Consider the following 15,088-nt stretch of genomic DNA (forward strand, 5'->3'; position numbering starts at 1 on the left):
AGAATTCTCATGCCTGCTGTTTATACCCGTTTTTTACCTTTGTCTGCGCCGCACCGCCGATTGTGCGGTGCTGTGTTCAGTGGCGTGTTGCTGCTGGCGCTGCCAGCTCTGCCTGTGCAGGCCGACATTAAGGATCTTGATGGCGATGGTATCGCCGACCACCTGGACACTGATCGCGACGGCGACGGTTTGTCGAATTTCCTGGAAAAAGCCGCAGGCACCAATCCGGATGTGGCAGACCAGCGCGACAGCGATAACGATGGTGTTCCGGATTCACTGGATAACGACATCGACAACGATGGGGTGGCGAACCGGCGCGATGATTTTCCGCTGGATGCCGGCGAGTGGCTGGATACCGACGGTGATGGTGTGGGTGATAATCAGGACCAGGATCTTGATGGTGACGGCATTCGTAACGACCTGGAGCAACAGCTGGATTACGATCCGGCGGATAGCAGTGAAACACCGGTCGACAGTGATGGCGATGGCTGGCCGGATCTGCTCGATGACGATATGGATAACGATGGTTATCTGAATCGTGATGATGTGTTCCCGCTGGATGATACGGAGTGGTCGGATCTGGATGGCGATGGCCTGGGGGATAACGAAGATCCGGACTGGGACAACGATGGTATCGAGAATCACCGTGAAGAAGCGCTGGGCACTGATCCGAAAGACGCGGCATCGGTACCGGCGGATCTGGATGGCGACGGCTTGCCGGATGAACTGGACGATGACCGGGACGGTGATGGTGTACCCGATGAGGCTGATCTGTATCCCGACGATGGCCATGACTGGGCCGATACCGATGGTGATGGCATTCCGGATAACCGCGATGTTGATGCCGACGGCGATGGTGTTCCGAACGTGTTCGAATTACACATGGGCACAGACCCGCTGAAAGCCGACAGTCAGCCCCAGGACAGTGATGGCGACTCGATGCCGGATGCCTTTGACAGTGACCGGGATGGTGACGGTTTTGACAATGCCGTCGATGTGTTTCCGGATGATGCGGCCGAGTGGCTGGATACCGATAACGACGGCCTGGGGGATAACGCCGATGATGACCGTGATGGTGATGGTTTCCGTAATGAGGTGGAAATTCAGGCCGGCAGCGATGATCGTGATGCCCTGAGTGTACCGGCGGATCTGGACCAGGATGGTATTGCCGATGTGGTCGATGAGGATATTGACGGTGATGGTGTCGTGAACGTGCAGGATGTTTTCCCGCGTGACGGTAGTGAATGGCTGGATTTTGACGGCGACGGTGTGGGCGACAATGCCGACCCTGATGGTGATAACGACGGGATCAATAATCACTATGAAATGCGGCTGGGTTTTAACCCGCTGAATGCCAACAGTGTGCCGGCGGATCTGGATGGTGACGGTATTCCGGATGCTCTGGATAGCGACCTGGATGGCGATACCATCGGTAATGCGATGGACCAGTTTCCGCGCGATGGCCGTGAGTGGCACGACCTTGATAACGACGGCATTGGTGACAACAGTGATCCGGACCGGGATGGTGACGGCATCATTAATGACTACGAGCTGCGTGCCGGAACGGACCCGGCGGATGCCCGCTCCGTTCCGGCCGATCTGGATGGTGACCGTATTCCTGACCTGATCGATGACGACATCGACGGTGATGGTTATCTGAATGCCGATGATGCTTTTGTACATGATGCCAGTGAGTGGCATGACCTGGATCAGGACGGTATCGGCGATAACAGTGATCTGGATATCGATGGCGACCGCATCAGTAATGTGCACGAAACCCGGCTGGGGTTTGACCCGCTGGATGCCACCTCCACGCCGCCGGACCTGGACCAGGATGATATCCCGGATGCCTTAGATGCCGATCTGGATGGCGATGGCGTGGCAAACAACAAAGATGCCTTCCCACGGGATGTCAGTGAGTGGGCCGATCTGGATGCTGATGGTGTCGGCGATAACAGCGATGACGATATTGACGGCGATGGCATCAGCAACCGTTATGAAACCCAGCTTGGTACTGATCCACGGAATGCGGCTTCCGTCCCGCCTGACCTCGATGGCGACGGTATTCCGGATGCGCTGGATAATGACCGTGACGGTGATGGCCATATCAATTCGCAGGATGTATTCCCTGATGATGGCCGGGAATGGGCTGACCTGGACGGTGATGGCATTGGCGATAATGGTGATGACGACCGCGATGGTGATGGTTACAGCAACCAGGTCGAGCGTGCTGAAGGTACCGATGAATGGTCAATCCGCAGTTTTCCGGATCATCAGCCACCGGTGGTGGAGCAACTGAAGTGGCGTGAAGAGGACCGTTTGGTCGCCAGCGCCATGGCGTTTGATGATGGGATGGGGATTGCCGCCGTATGGCTGCAGGGGGACGCTGGCCAGCGCTGTGACGGCCAGCTGGTATATGGCAGCCATATCCGGGTGTATTGTCCGGCGCGTGATAACAGCAAACACTGGACGCTGGTGGTGGAAGATCAGGCCGGTAACCGGGCTGAGGTGCCGCTTCCCTGAGGCGTGGCCTTGCTGAGCAAGCAGCCGGACTGACGGTTATCAGTCCGGGAACTGCTGGCGGATTGCAGCAAACTCGTCGATGTCGGCCAGTAACAGCTCGACCAGCTGGGGGTCGAAATGTTTGCCCGATTCTGAGCGAATCAGGGTAACAATCTCCGCCAGCGGCCAGGGCTCTTTGTAGCAGCGTTTACTGCCCAGTGCGTCAAAAACATCAGCCAGGGCGGTAATGCGTCCGGCAATATGAATCTGCTCACCCTGCAGGCCGTTCGGATAACCACTGCCGTCCCAGCGTTCGTGGTGCTGGCCGGCGATAATGGCACCCAGTTTGAGGATTTTACGTTCGGATTTTTCCAGAATTTCCTGGCCGATACCGGCATGGGTTTTCATGATGGCCCATTCTTCGGCCGTGTGTTTTCCCGGTTTATTAAGAATCAGATCGGGAATGGCCACCTTGCCGATGTCATGTAATGGTGACGCCAGTTTCACCAGTTCGGCTTCTTCTGCCGACAAGCCATACGCCAGTGCTAATAACTGAGAGATTTTAGCCACCCGCTTAACGTGTGCGCCGGTTTCCTGGGAGCGGCGTTCCACCGCTTCGCCGAGCATATAAACCAGCTCACGCTGAGTTTCGAGAATGTCTTCGCGCATCAGCAGGTTTTCATAGGTGATGGCGACATTAGTGGCGTATATCTCCAGCAACTGTTTATCCAGCGCTGATGGCTCGCGGTGGTATTTCACGTAGAGCAGGCTTTCACTGCCGCGTTCGGAAGCGAAATAGCCGATGTAGTAGTTTTCGTAATACTGGCTGCTTTGCTGTTGCATCGCCTGCTCGAAACCGTCACGGATATAGTCCGGAATCGAATCAAACGACTCCATATCGGAAAATTCCTGCATTTCACCGGTGGCGGCCAGCACCCGGAAACGTTTATCGCTGATGTGTAATTTGTCGTAGCGACTGCTGCTGGAGCAATACAGAGCGGTTTGCTGCAGGCCCAGCAGGTTGGTGACCTGGCTCAGTACGGCGGAGGCAAACCCACTGATCTCCCCGGCACTGAACACCTCGGCGGAGGCGCGAATCACCCGCTCCAGCCCTTTGCGGTGTTCGTTCAGGGTGCAGATATCACGATAACTGCGCAGCGTGGCGTACATCAGGGTGTTGAGCTTGGTGGTGGTCAGCTCGGTTTTGTCTTTGTAGTCGTTAATATCGTAAGTGCGGATGACTTCCTGTTCCGGAGCCTGACCCGGCTGGCCGGTACGCAACACGATACGGGTGTAACGGTTGCGCAGGTCTTCACGGATATAACGGGCGACTTCCAGCCCGGCATGATCCTCTTCCATCACCACATCCAGCAGCGCCATGGCGATGTCTTCATTTTCGGCCATGATTTGTTTGGCTTCTTCGCCGGAATACGCACTGACCAGTTCTACCCGCCGGCCGTCAAACTGAAAACCGGTCAGCACCATGCGGGTGATGCGATGCACATCGGGCTCGTCATCAGCCACCAGAACCCGCCAGTGGGGCGCTTCCTGAGTGTTGCTGTCGGTCTCTTCGCTGCTTACGTCATCATCGGCAAAGAGGAAGTCATTGGTCATACAAAAAGCTCCGGTAAATAGCCTGTCGCCTAAAGTGCTCATTTCTGAGTTTAGTTCAGGCACGGCAAAGCGGGAGACGCAGAGGTGATATTCGTGTGACAGATTGGTAACCGCAGGTTAACGGGTACCGAATACCACCATGGTTTTGCCTTTCACGGAAACCAGGCCCTGTTCTTCCAGATCTTTCAGCACCCGGCCAACCATTTCGCGCGAGCAGCCGACGATACGGCCGATTTCCTGGCGCGTAATTTTGATCTGCATGCCGTCGGGGTGGGTCATGGCATCGGGTTCTTTGCTCAGATCCAACAAGGTACGTGCTACCCGGCCGGTCACGTCGAGGAACGCCAGGTCGCCGGCTTTACGGGTGGTGCGGCCCAGACGCTCCGCCATCTGACGGAAGATGCGGAAAATCAGTTGTGGGTCCTGTTTCGCCAGTTCCTGAAATTTGTCGTAGCTGATCTCGGCGACTTCACATTCGGTTTTGGCTTTTACCCAGGCGGTGCGTTCTTTCTGTTGCTCGTCGAACAGCCCCATCTCACCAAAAAAATCCCCTTCATTGAGGTACGCCATGATCATTTCACGGCCGTCGCTGTCTTCAATAAACACAGTGACGGACCCTTTGATCAGGTAATACAGGGTGTCGCTTTCTTCGCCGGCATAAATCAGCGTGCTGCGGGCAGGGTAGCGACGACGATGGCATTGGCTTAAAAAGTCTTCCAGGTCGTGATGCTTCGGAATTAATGGAGGAAGGCTCATAGTGTGACGTCCGGTCTAAAAGAAGCAGGGATTATCACTGATTATAGAGGCAAGTTGAAGTCATGACGGTGTGAAACAGGATACTGGCGCAAATGCGTAAGCCAGATGGCGCTTTTAACCCGGGCTGAGAGTTTTTTCTTCTCGACAAAACAACGCCTGTGGTAACCTCCGCCCTCTTTACACCGAGAAAGTCAATACACCGGAGAAGGCAAGTGAAAGCAACCATTAAATGGGTCGATAACGTGATGTTCCTGGGTGAATCCGGCAGTGGTCATACCGTCGTAATGGACGGTCCGGAAGACCACGGCGGGCGCAACATGGGGGTTCGGCCAATGGAAATGTTATTGCTGGGTCTGGGTGGTTGTACCAGTTTCGATGTGATGAGTATTTTGTCAAAACAGCGTCAGCAGGTGCTGGATTGTGTGGCCGATATCGAAGCCGAACGTGCGGATGCTGTTCCCAGTGTATTTACCCGTATTCACGTTAACTTTACGGTGAGTGGTAAAAACCTGAAGCAATCGCTGGTTGAGCGGGCGGTGAAGTTATCGGCGGAAAAGTATTGCTCGGCATCGATTATGTTGGAGCAGGGAGGGGTGGAGATCACCCACGGTTATACCATTGTTGAAGTCGACTGATCAGAACAGCGACCTATCCCGAGGATTAAGCTATTGAACAATAAGTTACGCCTGCACGGTTTCAATAACCTGACCAAGTCTCTGAGTTTTAATATTTACGATATCTGTTACACCCAGACAGAAAAAGAGCGTCAGGAATATATTGAATACATCGATGAGTTATACAGCGCAGAACGGCTGACGAAAATTCTGACCGATGTTGTCGATATTATTGGTGCGAACGTACTTAACATTGCCCGTCAGGATTATGATCCGCAGGGCGCCAGCGTCACTATTCTGATTGCGGAACATGAAGTGCCGCCGAATGAAGAATTGATGGAAGAAGCCCCGGGGCCGCTGAAAGATTCGGTGGTGGCGCATCTGGATAAAAGTCATGTCACGGTGCACACCTATCCGGAAAGCCATCCTCATGGCGGCATCAGTACTTTCCGGGTGGATATTGATGTTTCGACCTGTGGTTTGATTTCGCCACTGAAAGCACTGAACTATCTGATTCACAGCTTTGATTCCGACATCGTTACCTGTGATTACCGGGTGCGTGGTTTTACCCGCGATGTGGACGGGGTGAAGCACTACATTGATCATGATATCAACTCGATTCAGAACTACCTCAGCGAAGATACGCAAAATGCGTATCAGATGATTGACGTGAACGTGTATCAGGAAAACACCTTCCATACCAAAATGATTCTTAAGGACTTTGAGCTGGATAACTATCTGTTTGGTGAAGGGTCGCGCAATATGAGCCAGCAGGAGCGGGTAACGGTTGAAGAAAAAGTCCGCAAAGAAATGCTGGAGATTTTTTATTCGCGCAATATGCCCTGAGTGAGATAACGGATGCGTACCACAGTAAATGGTCCGGCCATCGTCTGGTGGCTGATGCTGAGTCAGGCTCTGACTCTCAGTGCCGCTCCGCTGATGGTGTTTGTCGGCGGCCTGGTTGGCAAACAATTGCACCCGGACCCGGGCTTTGCCACCTTGCCGGTGGCGCTGATGATTATTGGTACGGCGGTCAGTGCGATGCCCGCTGCCCGATTGGCTCAGCGCTGGGGACGTAAACGGGTATTTCTGCTGGCAGGTGTGATTGGCATGGCCGGCAGCGGGGTGGCGGCCTGGGGGATTCAGCAACATAACTTCTGGCTGTTTTGTCTGGCAGCCGTTGCTTTTGGTGTGTTGATTGCGGTTACCCAGCAATCCCGTTTTGTTGCAATGGATGCGGTTGCGGCTGACCGTAAGCCGGTAGTGGCCGCCCGTTTATTGCTTGCCGGTCTGGCCTCGGCATTTATTGGCCCGGAGCTGACCCGGCTGGATCAGCTCTGGAGCGATGCGGGTTTTGCCGGGGCATTTGCCGGGTTAGGTGGTTTGTTGTTAGTCAGTACGCTGGTGTTATGGCTGGTACTGCCAGCGTTGCAGCTGCAGCAGGAATACCATGACGGAGACCATCGCTCGCTGACGACGTTACTGTCGCAACCGGTGCTGTGGCTTGCCGTGGCCGCCGCCGCCGGCGGCTATGGTCTGATGGCGTACATCATGACGGCCACACCGCTGAGTATGACGGTGCAATACGGTTATGAGCTGAGCGATGCCAAGTGGGTGATTCAGAGTCACATTGCCGCCATGTTTTTACCCTCATTGATTTCCGGCCAGCTGATACGCCGGCTGGGAGAGTGGTGGATGATTGTTGCCGGTGTGGCCATTTACTCGCTGACGTTATTGATTTCCTGGTGGGATCAGACGCTGGTGCATTATTGGCTGGGACTGGTGTTGCTGGGGCTGGGCTGGAATCTGCTGTTTGTTGCCGGTACTTCGCTGCTGACCCGCTGCTACCTGCCTCATGAAGCCAGCCGGGTACAGGGACTGAACGATATGCTGGTGTTTACCGCCCAGGCACTGGGAGCGCTGGCGTCCGGTTCGGTGTTGTTATTGCTTGGCTGGCATGGTCTGTTGCTCAGCAGTATTCCGTTGTTGCTGTTAATGCTGGTGTTATTGCTGCGGGTAACACCGGGTCGTCTGGCACTGTCTGCTCAGTAACGGCCGGAAACAGACAACTGCCACACCGGCTCAGCATGAAACCGCACCCGTGTTTCTGCCGTGCGTATTTCCCGATCATCATTCAGCAGCTGGCGGGCGGTTAAACCGGCCTGCCAGCGGGGTTGTTGATAACTCAGGTACAGATCCAGCGCATGTCCCAGGTAACTGGTCTGACGATCGTCAGGCCGGTCAAAATTACTGTATGGCTCTTCACTGTGGCCCTGATAACGCCACTGACCACCCCATTGCCAGCTGCCGGCTGTGCGGTCGAGGCTGAGACTGAGGTTGTAAGCCGGCTGATTTGGCAGTCGCTGGCCGTTACGCTCACCATTGGCGCGTAAATACGACCGATAGACTCCCAGCCCAAGATTGACCCGGACAGACTGTGACAAAGGCTGGCCCAGGTCGAGCAAGGCGCCTTGCTGAACACCGGCGACTGCGCTGTTTTGTGGCTCAACCACCGTCAGTGGATTACCACTGGTTTGTGGTTGCTGGCTGATCACATTGAGAATGGCGTTATTGATGGAGCGATGAAACAGGTTGAGGTGGGCATACTGGCCGTGCAAATGGCGGCTGCGGTATTCAATATGGCCGTTCAGGGCGCTGACCAGTTCGGCGTTCAGATTGCCGTTGCCACGCAGTTCAACCTCTCCCTGGCGGATGGCATAGGGGATCCGGCGGCTGAGCTCTGGCTGGCGGGCGCTTTGACTGCCACTGACGCTGAGGTGTAATTCGTCATCATAGCGATACTTCAGATGAAAACTGGGCAGCCAGAAGGTGTCGCCGGTGACGGCGGTTATTTTATTGCCCTGTTCATCGGTTTGTCGCAGTTCGTAGGTTTCCATGCGAAAACCCGCTTCAAACCAGGTGTTGCTGGTCAGGTCCCAGCGATCGAGCAGATACCAGTTCAGACTGTTCTCTGAGACATGGAAATCCAGAGATTGCAGACTGGTCAGAGAGCCGGACAGCAGCGAGCTGACATCCCGCTCCATACGGCGCAGGCTGATACCACTGTGCCAGTGGTGTTCATCCTGTTGTTCATTCAGGCTGGCCTGCAGCTGCCAGCGGCGGGCCTGATGCTGCAGCCGTCCTGTCTGCAGAGTTTCCCGCTGTTTAAACTGTTCGGTTAACAGGTAAGACTGCCAGCGGCGGTGGCCCAGAGTGCCACTGACCCGGGCTTTCAGGCGCAGGGTATCGTAACGCTGCTGCTGGCTGCGGATCGCTGCCAGCGGGTTGTTGCTGTCGCGGTTATCGTTGCGTTGTTGCTGATCATCCTGCAGGTAAATCAGGCTGCTGCTGAATTGCTGCTGCTCGCCGACAGGGCGGTTATAGGCCAGGTAATAACCGGCGCTGTTTTCCGCATTATGGCTTTTCCAGCGGTCACTGATTGTCAGTGGCACGAGTCCGGCCTGTTGTTCGTCTTCACCTTTCAGTTGCTGGCGTCGTTTCTGGAAATCCGCCAGTAAGGTCACCTTACCGCCGGCCAGTGGCTGACTGCCTGCCAGGTTCATGGCGCTGTTAAGTGGTTCACCACCAAGACTGACCCGCGCCGTTGCCGTATGTGGCTGTGGTTGTAATAACACCAGGTTGATCGTACCGGCAGCGCCGCCGCGGGAGTCCAGGTCGGCAATGCCATTGGGATAGATTTCCACCCGTTGCACCAAGCTGGCAGGAATCTGAGCCAGATCACGGTTGTTGTTCTGGCCATTGCCTGCCAGTGGCTGGCCGTCGAGTAAAATTGCCAGGTAACTGCTGTCCATGCCATGCAGTTGCACCTGAATACGGCCGTCGGTGTTTTGCTGCAGGCTGATGGCAGGCACGCGCAGCAACATATCCAGCGCCGTCAGTGGTTGCCAGTGACGGAAATAACTGGCCGGATATTGTTGTACGACGTAGGCCTGAGCTGCAGAGCCGGGATCCGGTTGCGCCGCGGCAAAGATCTGGCTGCAGCCCAGCAGCAGTAGCCCTGCAATCCCTGCACGCATAGTCTCTCCTCAGCGGGGCTGACTCAGGCAGATGATTTTAAAGCCATCTTGCTGGGCCAGCATCTCACATTGCTGAAAATGGTGCTGTGCCCATTCTTCGTAGGCCAGATGGCGGTTGGCGACAATCCATAACTGGCCGTCACTGACCAGGTGGTTGCGGGCCTGGCGGAACAAAGTTTCAGCAAACCGGTAGTCGGTATCTTTACCCTGATGGAAGGGCGGGTTACTGATAATAAAGTCGAACCGGCCGTCAATATCGTGCAGACCGTCGCTGGCCTGTACGTGTGTTTGCAGACCCAGCCGCAGGCTGTTCAGCTCAGCGCTGCGCAGTGCAAAGGCATCCACATCCGCCAGGGTGACATCCAGCTGTGGTTGCTGTTGTTTCAGGCTCAGGCCGATGACACCGCTGCCACAGCCCAGATCCAGCAGTCGGCCGCTTGCCGGCGCGGGCAGATATTCCAGCAGTACCCGGGTGCCGGTGTCCAGTTTGCCATGGCTGAATACGCCGGGCAGGGTCAGGTAGCTGTGCTGCTGATGGCTGAACGATTCGGCCTGAGTTAACCAGTTGTGTGGCGGTTGAGATTTCAGTTGCAGATGCCACAGAGAGCAGCGCCGGGCACTGTCGGTTTTTTCGCTGTGCTCACACCAGGCGGCGCAGGCTTTACCGATGCTTTTACCGCCGGCGTCATTGGCCGCCACGGCGTAACATTCGGAGAACTGAGAGCCGATCAGTTGCACCAGGCTGGTGGCCAGTTGTTTGGCTTTGGGCCACAGCAGGATAACCCGTTGTGGTTGCCAGTCAGCGGACTGCAGTTGTTGTGGCAGAGCAAACTGTTTTTGCTCATCGTTCAGTGCCTGATATTGCAGAAACGTCTGCCAGTCCCAGGTAATGATGCGGCTGTTATGTTGTTGCAGCTGCTGTACCCAGTTTGCCGGCAGATCTTTGCCGTTACCTAGGATCAGTGCCTGCTGTAATAACTCCGGCTGGCGCAGTAATAATTCGTAAACGGCCTGACTCATAAACCCGAGCCTTTCAGTAAATCGCGGATATTCAGTGCTCCTTGTTGCACGTCGTCGCCCAGCGGAATCAGCCCGGCACGTTTCAGATGTTCGTTATCAGCGGCGCTTTGATTGCTGACAAACACGGGTTTGCCACTTTCTACCGCCAGGCTTTGTAGTTGTTCCAGCTGTCCGCCTTCGAGCGTGCGTGGTACCTGTACCACCGCCGCCTGCCATTGTTGCCGGATCATCAGCTCGGCGGTCTGAGCCGGGGTCATCAGGCCGTTAAAATACACCGGCCGCATTCCCAGTTGTTTGAGCAGCACTGCCATCAGTAGCAGCGATACTTCGTCCTGGTGACTGAAGTTGACGATGGCGACCGACGGCTGTGTCTCACCCAGGGGTTGTTCTTCGTATTGATACAGACGTACTGCCAGCCGGGCTTGCAAAAAGGCGGCATAAAACCGCAGCCGGGCCTGGCCCAGTTCTTCCTGAGCGGCGTCTTTCAGCTGGCGGTAAATCGGGATCAGCAGAAAACGCAGTGCGATATCGATGGGAAAAAACTGTGCAACGTCTTCAAAGGTGTCGCTCAGGGCGCGTTCGTCAAAGTCGCGCAACGCCTGGTGCAGAGTTTCGCGGTAATGTTGCCACTGTGAGGTCTGGTCGCTGACCGACGGTTTCAGCACCTGAGACGCCGGGTCAGTATTACGATCCAGCATTGCCTGCGCCTGTGAAATCGGGATGCCGCGGTTGAGCAGGCTGACCACCTGTTTGATCAGATGAATATCGGCTTCGCTGTAGAGTCGGTGACCTTTGGCGGTTCTTTTCGGAGTTAACAGGCCGTAACGTCGCTCCCAGGCTCGCAGCGTAATGGCATTGACTCCGGTTTCGCTGGAGACCACGCGGATCGGATAATAAGCGGCCTGATTGTCGGGGGTGGAGCTCGCCATGCTGAATCGTATCTCGTTGATGATGCAAAGGGGATTCTATAAGCAGTTATACACAATGTAAAAACTAACACCGTAAACCGATGCGCAGGTTATACGTGGTGCTTTCTCTGGCGGCTCAGGCGTAGTACATTGAAGCCTGCTGATAAATAGACAATTGCCTGTTAATACCCGCTGGAGGAACCATGGTGAATGATGATTCGACGCCGATTGATCTGGAGTTACTGAAAAAAGCCATTGATGCGTCGAACGACGGAATTGTGATTGCTGAGCGTGAAGGAGATGACAATATTCTGATTTACGCTAACCGTGCTTTTGAGCAGCTGACCGGCTATCAGCAGGATGAAATTCTGTTTCAGGATTGTCGTTTTTTACAGGCCGGTGACCGCGATCAGCAGGGACTGGCGGAAATAAAAGAGGCGCTGGCGAATAATCAGCCGTGTCGGGTGGTGTTGCGTAATTACCGTAAAGACGGTAGCCAGTTCTGGAATGAATTAAGTATTTCACCGGTGTTCAACGAGCAGGATCAGCTGATGTATTACATTGGTGTACAGAAAGATGTGACCCGCCAGGTTGAGGCTGAGAAGCGCGCGTTACGGGCGGAAGCTGAGCTGGCAGAACTGAGAGCAAAAACCGGGTTGTAATCCGGAACCACAGCCACTGTTGCTTGCTGTTGGGTAATAAAAAAGGAGCCATAAGGCTCCTTTTTGCTGGCTGTCGGAAACTTATTTAGCGTCTTCGTAAGCCTTGGCGGAATCAATGATCATCTGACGTGCGTCATCAGCATTGCCCCAGCCCTGTACTTTAACCCACTTGCCTTTTTCCAGATCTTTGTAGTTCTCAAAGAAGTGTTTGATCTGTTCACGTAACAGCTCAGGTACGTCGTTGACGTCCTGTACATCATTGTACAGCTGAGTCAGTTTTTCGTGTGGCACGGCTACCAGTTTGGCATCTTCACCGGCTTCGTCTTCCATGTTCAGTACGCCGACCGGACGGGCACGGATCACAGAACCTGGCTGTACCGGGTACGGTGTGATCACCAGTACGTCCAACGGGTCGCCGTCATCAGCCAGGGTGTTGTTGATATAGCCGTAGTTAGCCGGGTAGAACATAGGGGTTGCCATAAAGCGGTCAACCATCAGGCAGTCCATGTCTTTGTCGATTTCGTATTTGATCGGAGAATGATTGGCAGGAATTTCAATCACAACGTATACGTCGTTTGGCAGGTCTTTACCGGCAGAAATCGAGTTGTAGCTCATAATATTTTCCAGTTAATGGTGCATTTACAGAATTGAATGGCGCGATTATAGCGGCTTGGCGCTTGCTCCGACAGCCTGCCGTAAGTATAAAAGGTCAGGCGAAAGTATTAGGTTTGATTTGTCATTTTACTAATTGCTCACAGTGCCTAGACTTGAGAGAAGATCCGATAATCGTTTTTCAGCTGGCAAGATAACCCAATGACAATAAATACGACTGTGCGGAAATACTTCCGCCTGTCACTGCCAGCGCTGGTACTGAGTGGTTTAGCAGCGTCTGGTGTTGTGGCTGACGAATTGGACGAACTTGCGCTGGATGCGCCCTTTATGTTGCAGGAAGAGTTGCCCGTGGTGCTGACGGCTGCCCGTCTGAAGCAACCCAGAGCAGAAGTGCCTGCCAGTGTCACTGTCATCAGTGCGGCTGAAATTCAGGCCTGGGGGGTACGCACCATCCCGGAACTGATGCGCTTTGTGCCGGGCATGTTTATTGGTCATGGTGATGATGAAAATAATCCATCTGTGGTGTATCACGCCTCAAACCCCAGCATTATGCGGCGTTTGCAGGTATTGATTGACGGCCGGTCGGTGTTTAAAGCGTCAATTGCTTCGGTGGTTTGGGATGATGTGCCACTGGCGCTGGAAGATATCGCCCGTATCGAAGTGACCCGCGGCCCGAATGCTGCGTCCTATGGCGCTAATTCATATCTTGGCATCATTAATATCGTCAGCAAACATCCGGCCGATACGCTCGGGACCCGGGTGCGTTATCGCAGTGGTAATCAGGGCTACGACGATTCGTTTGTCAGTTATTCGGCCGCTGAAGAACAGCGCAGTTACCGTATCACGGCGCAGCTGAATGCCGATGATGGTTATGATGGTGATGAGGCGCAGGATAAAGACGAGCGGCGCGATAGCCGGCGTCACGGCTTTGTCACCGCTTATGTCAGTAACCAGCTGGATGATGGTAGTCATCTCGATCTGCAGTTTTCTTATAAACAGGGCCATACCGATATTCGCCGTGAAGAAGCTTACGATACCAGTTATCCGGATCAGGAAACCCGTCAGGGCTATGCCTGGTCGCGCTGGCAACAGGAGTTCAGCCGCACCCACTCGGCTCACCTGCAGGCCTACTGGCAGATTGACAGCCGCCGCCAGGATGCTTCTGCCTGTGTGCCGGCGGTGGCACTTGATCCGGATTTGTTTCGTCTCTATCAGCTGAATCCTGAGCTGGCGCTGGGGTTGTTTTACAGCGGTTTTAATGCCGCATTATTATCTTCTGCCAGCAGTAGCGAGCAGGCGTTGGTGAATGCGGTATTACAACGGGCTCAGGATGCCAGCCCCTATGACATAACCTGTGGTGAGACCGAACGTGGCTTACAGGAACAGCGTTTTGATATCGAGTGGCAGGATACCGTGCAATGGAGCGATCGTTTCCGTACGGTATCGGGCATCAGCATGCGGCGTGACCAGGTGGACTCCCGGACTCTGTTTGATGGCGTGGCGCACAACGATACTTATCGTTTGTTTGCTAACGCTGAATGGCGTGTCAGCGACTGGCTGATTATGAATGCCGGCGGTATGTATGAAATTGAAGATCAGAATGATGATGCCTTTTCGCCGCGGCTATCGGCTAATTTCCTGCTGGCGCCACAACACAGTATCCGCGCAGTGTACTCCAGCGCGGTTCGCTCGCCGGATTTGCTGGAGCAGTCGCCGCGCTATTCGGTACAGATTGATGGCCTCAGTGATAACTATCTGAATCTCAGCAGCGGCCGGATTTTCGTTAACCAGTTTGAAGATAACCGTAATCTGGATCACGAAAAAATTATCAGCTACGAGTTAGGTTATTACGGCAAGGTGGAGTCTCTGGAGTGGGATCTGAAAATGTACCGTGATGATCTGACCCAGCTGATTTCCGATTCCATCGCGCTGATTACCACCGAAGTGAACTCCAATAACCGGATGCGGGTTGATGGTGCTGAGTTGCAGATGAAGTGGCAGGCCAGTGAGCGCAACTGGCTGCGTCTGGTGGGTGCTTATATTAATGCCGACGTTAAAGAACAGCGGGTTGAGCTAAAAGCGACACCGCGCGACAGCGTGGTGGCCAGCTGGCATCACAGCGGTGATCAGTGGAGCCTGACAGGATCTCATTTCTGGTATGACAGTTACGGTGATGCAGCGAGTAAACGTTACCGCCGTTATGAAATTAATGCCCGCAAGCGATGGCAATTGAAAGGTTTCTCGCCATGGGCCGGGGTTTTCTGGCATCATGTGGTTGATGATAATTCACTTGTTTATAACGGTCAGTATTACGCCACAACCGACCTTTACTTTTTTCAATTGGGCATGAATTTCTGAAACAT

At 54.3% G+C, this 15,088-nt stretch carries 12 protein-coding genes; 6 read left to right on the plus strand and 6 right to left on the minus strand.

Translation table 11 applies throughout. From position 1 onward, the window contains the following. Window positions 1–9: 9 nt before the first annotated feature. Window positions 10–2,523 (plus strand): thrombospondin type 3 repeat-containing protein, encoded by a 2,514-nt coding sequence (locus ACFOMG_RS02000; protein ID WP_376864429.1) that lies wholly within the window; start codon window positions 10–12, stop codon window positions 2,521–2,523. A gap of 39 nt (window positions 2,524–2,562) precedes the next feature. Here ACFOMG_RS02000 and ACFOMG_RS02005 read toward each other — a convergent pair whose 3' ends face one another. Then, on the minus strand, window positions 2,563–4,116 hold the full coding sequence (locus ACFOMG_RS02005; protein WP_376864430.1) for a DUF3369 domain-containing protein: 1,554 nt from the start codon (window positions 4,114–4,116) through the stop codon (window positions 2,563–2,565). 117 nt (window positions 4,117–4,233) lie between these two features. Continuing rightward, window positions 4,234–4,872 (minus strand): cAMP-activated global transcriptional regulator CRP, encoded by a 639-nt coding sequence (gene crp, locus ACFOMG_RS02010; protein WP_376864431.1) that lies wholly within the window; start codon window positions 4,870–4,872, stop codon window positions 4,234–4,236. Between the two features lie 212 nt (window positions 4,873–5,084). Here crp and ACFOMG_RS02015 point away from each other — a divergent pair, with 212 nt between their 5' ends. Genes ACFOMG_RS02015 through ACFOMG_RS02025 form a run of 3 tightly spaced genes read left to right on the plus strand, consistent with a single transcriptional unit; the run spans window position 5,085 to window position 7,538 of the window. After that, window positions 5,085–5,507: an OsmC family protein gene (locus ACFOMG_RS02015; RefSeq protein WP_376864432.1), complete on the plus strand. Its 423-nt coding sequence runs from the start codon at window positions 5,085–5,087 to the stop codon at window positions 5,505–5,507. Between the two features lie 33 nt (window positions 5,508–5,540). Beyond that, window positions 5,541–6,332: an adenosylmethionine decarboxylase gene (gene speD, locus ACFOMG_RS02020; protein WP_376864433.1), complete on the plus strand. Its 792-nt coding sequence runs from the start codon at window positions 5,541–5,543 to the stop codon at window positions 6,330–6,332. Between the two features lie 12 nt (window positions 6,333–6,344). Next, window positions 6,345–7,538, plus strand: coding sequence for an MFS transporter (locus ACFOMG_RS02025; RefSeq protein ID WP_376864434.1), 1,194 nt, complete (start codon window positions 6,345–6,347; stop codon window positions 7,536–7,538). Here ACFOMG_RS02025 and ACFOMG_RS02030 read toward each other — a convergent pair. From ACFOMG_RS02030 to ACFOMG_RS02040, 3 genes are read right to left on the minus strand one after another with little or no spacing between them, the layout of a single operon-like run. Next, window positions 7,532–9,523 (minus strand): TonB-dependent receptor plug domain-containing protein, encoded by a 1,992-nt coding sequence (locus ACFOMG_RS02030; RefSeq protein WP_376864435.1) that lies wholly within the window; start codon window positions 9,521–9,523, stop codon window positions 7,532–7,534. The genes ACFOMG_RS02025 and ACFOMG_RS02030 overlap by 7 nt on opposite strands. A 9-nt stretch (window positions 9,524–9,532) precedes the next feature. Continuing rightward, a complete protein-coding gene (locus ACFOMG_RS02035; protein ID WP_376864436.1) occupies window positions 9,533–10,543 on the minus strand; it encodes a methyltransferase in 1,011 nt (336 codons plus the stop codon). Continuing rightward, window positions 10,540–11,472, minus strand: coding sequence for a MerR family transcriptional regulator (locus ACFOMG_RS02040; protein WP_376864437.1), 933 nt, complete (start codon window positions 11,470–11,472; stop codon window positions 10,540–10,542). Before ACFOMG_RS02040 ends, ACFOMG_RS02035 begins: the two co-directional genes overlap by 4 nt. Before the next feature lie 182 nt (window positions 11,473–11,654). Here ACFOMG_RS02040 and ACFOMG_RS02045 point away from each other — a divergent pair, with 182 nt between their 5' ends. Then, a complete protein-coding gene (locus ACFOMG_RS02045; protein WP_376864438.1) occupies window positions 11,655–12,113 on the plus strand; it encodes a PAS domain-containing protein in 459 nt (152 codons plus the stop codon). Between the two features lie 81 nt (window positions 12,114–12,194). On the opposite strand, the gene ppa is transcribed toward ACFOMG_RS02045, so the two are convergent. Beyond that, a complete protein-coding gene (gene ppa, locus ACFOMG_RS02050) occupies window positions 12,195–12,728 on the minus strand; it encodes an inorganic diphosphatase (protein WP_376864439.1) in 534 nt (177 codons plus the stop codon). Window positions 12,729–12,926: 198 nt separating this feature from the next. Here ppa and ACFOMG_RS02055 point away from each other — a divergent pair, with 198 nt between their 5' ends. Next, window positions 12,927–15,083 (plus strand): TonB-dependent receptor plug domain-containing protein, encoded by a 2,157-nt coding sequence (locus tag ACFOMG_RS02055; RefSeq protein WP_376864440.1) that lies wholly within the window; start codon window positions 12,927–12,929, stop codon window positions 15,081–15,083. Window positions 15,084–15,088: the final 5 nt, after the last annotated feature.

Source organism: Bacterioplanoides pacificum (assembly GCF_042648445.1).
GTDB classification, from domain to species: domain Bacteria; phylum Pseudomonadota; class Gammaproteobacteria; order Pseudomonadales; family Oceanobacteraceae; genus Bacterioplanoides; species Bacterioplanoides pacificum.

Bases quoted from the DNA above. Each gene is read 5' to 3' on its own strand.
- ACFOMG_RS02055 (WP_376864440.1), top strand. From the start codon at position 12,927: ATGACAATAAATACGACTGTGCGGAAATACTTCCGCCTGTCACTGCCA.
- ACFOMG_RS02030 (WP_376864435.1), bottom strand. From the start codon at position 9,523: ATGCGTGCAGGGATTGCAGGGCTACTGCTGCTGGGCTGCAGCCAGATC.
- ACFOMG_RS02005 (WP_376864430.1), bottom strand. From the start codon at position 4,116: ATGACCAATGACTTCCTCTTTGCCGATGATGACGTAAGCAGCGAAGAG.
- ppa (WP_376864439.1), bottom strand. From the start codon at position 12,728: ATGAGCTACAACTCGATTTCTGCCGGTAAAGACCTGCCAAACGACGTA.
- ACFOMG_RS02045 (WP_376864438.1), top strand. From the start codon at position 11,655: ATGGTGAATGATGATTCGACGCCGATTGATCTGGAGTTACTGAAAAAA.
- ACFOMG_RS02000 (WP_376864429.1), top strand. From the start codon at position 10: ATGCCTGCTGTTTATACCCGTTTTTTACCTTTGTCTGCGCCGCACCGC.
- ACFOMG_RS02025 (WP_376864434.1), top strand. From the start codon at position 6,345: ATGCGTACCACAGTAAATGGTCCGGCCATCGTCTGGTGGCTGATGCTG.
- ACFOMG_RS02035 (WP_376864436.1), bottom strand. From the start codon at position 10,543: ATGAGTCAGGCCGTTTACGAATTATTACTGCGCCAGCCGGAGTTATTA.
- crp (WP_376864431.1), bottom strand. From the start codon at position 4,872: ATGAGCCTTCCTCCATTAATTCCGAAGCATCACGACCTGGAAGACTTT.
- ACFOMG_RS02040 (WP_376864437.1), bottom strand. From the start codon at position 11,472: ATGGCGAGCTCCACCCCCGACAATCAGGCCGCTTATTATCCGATCCGC.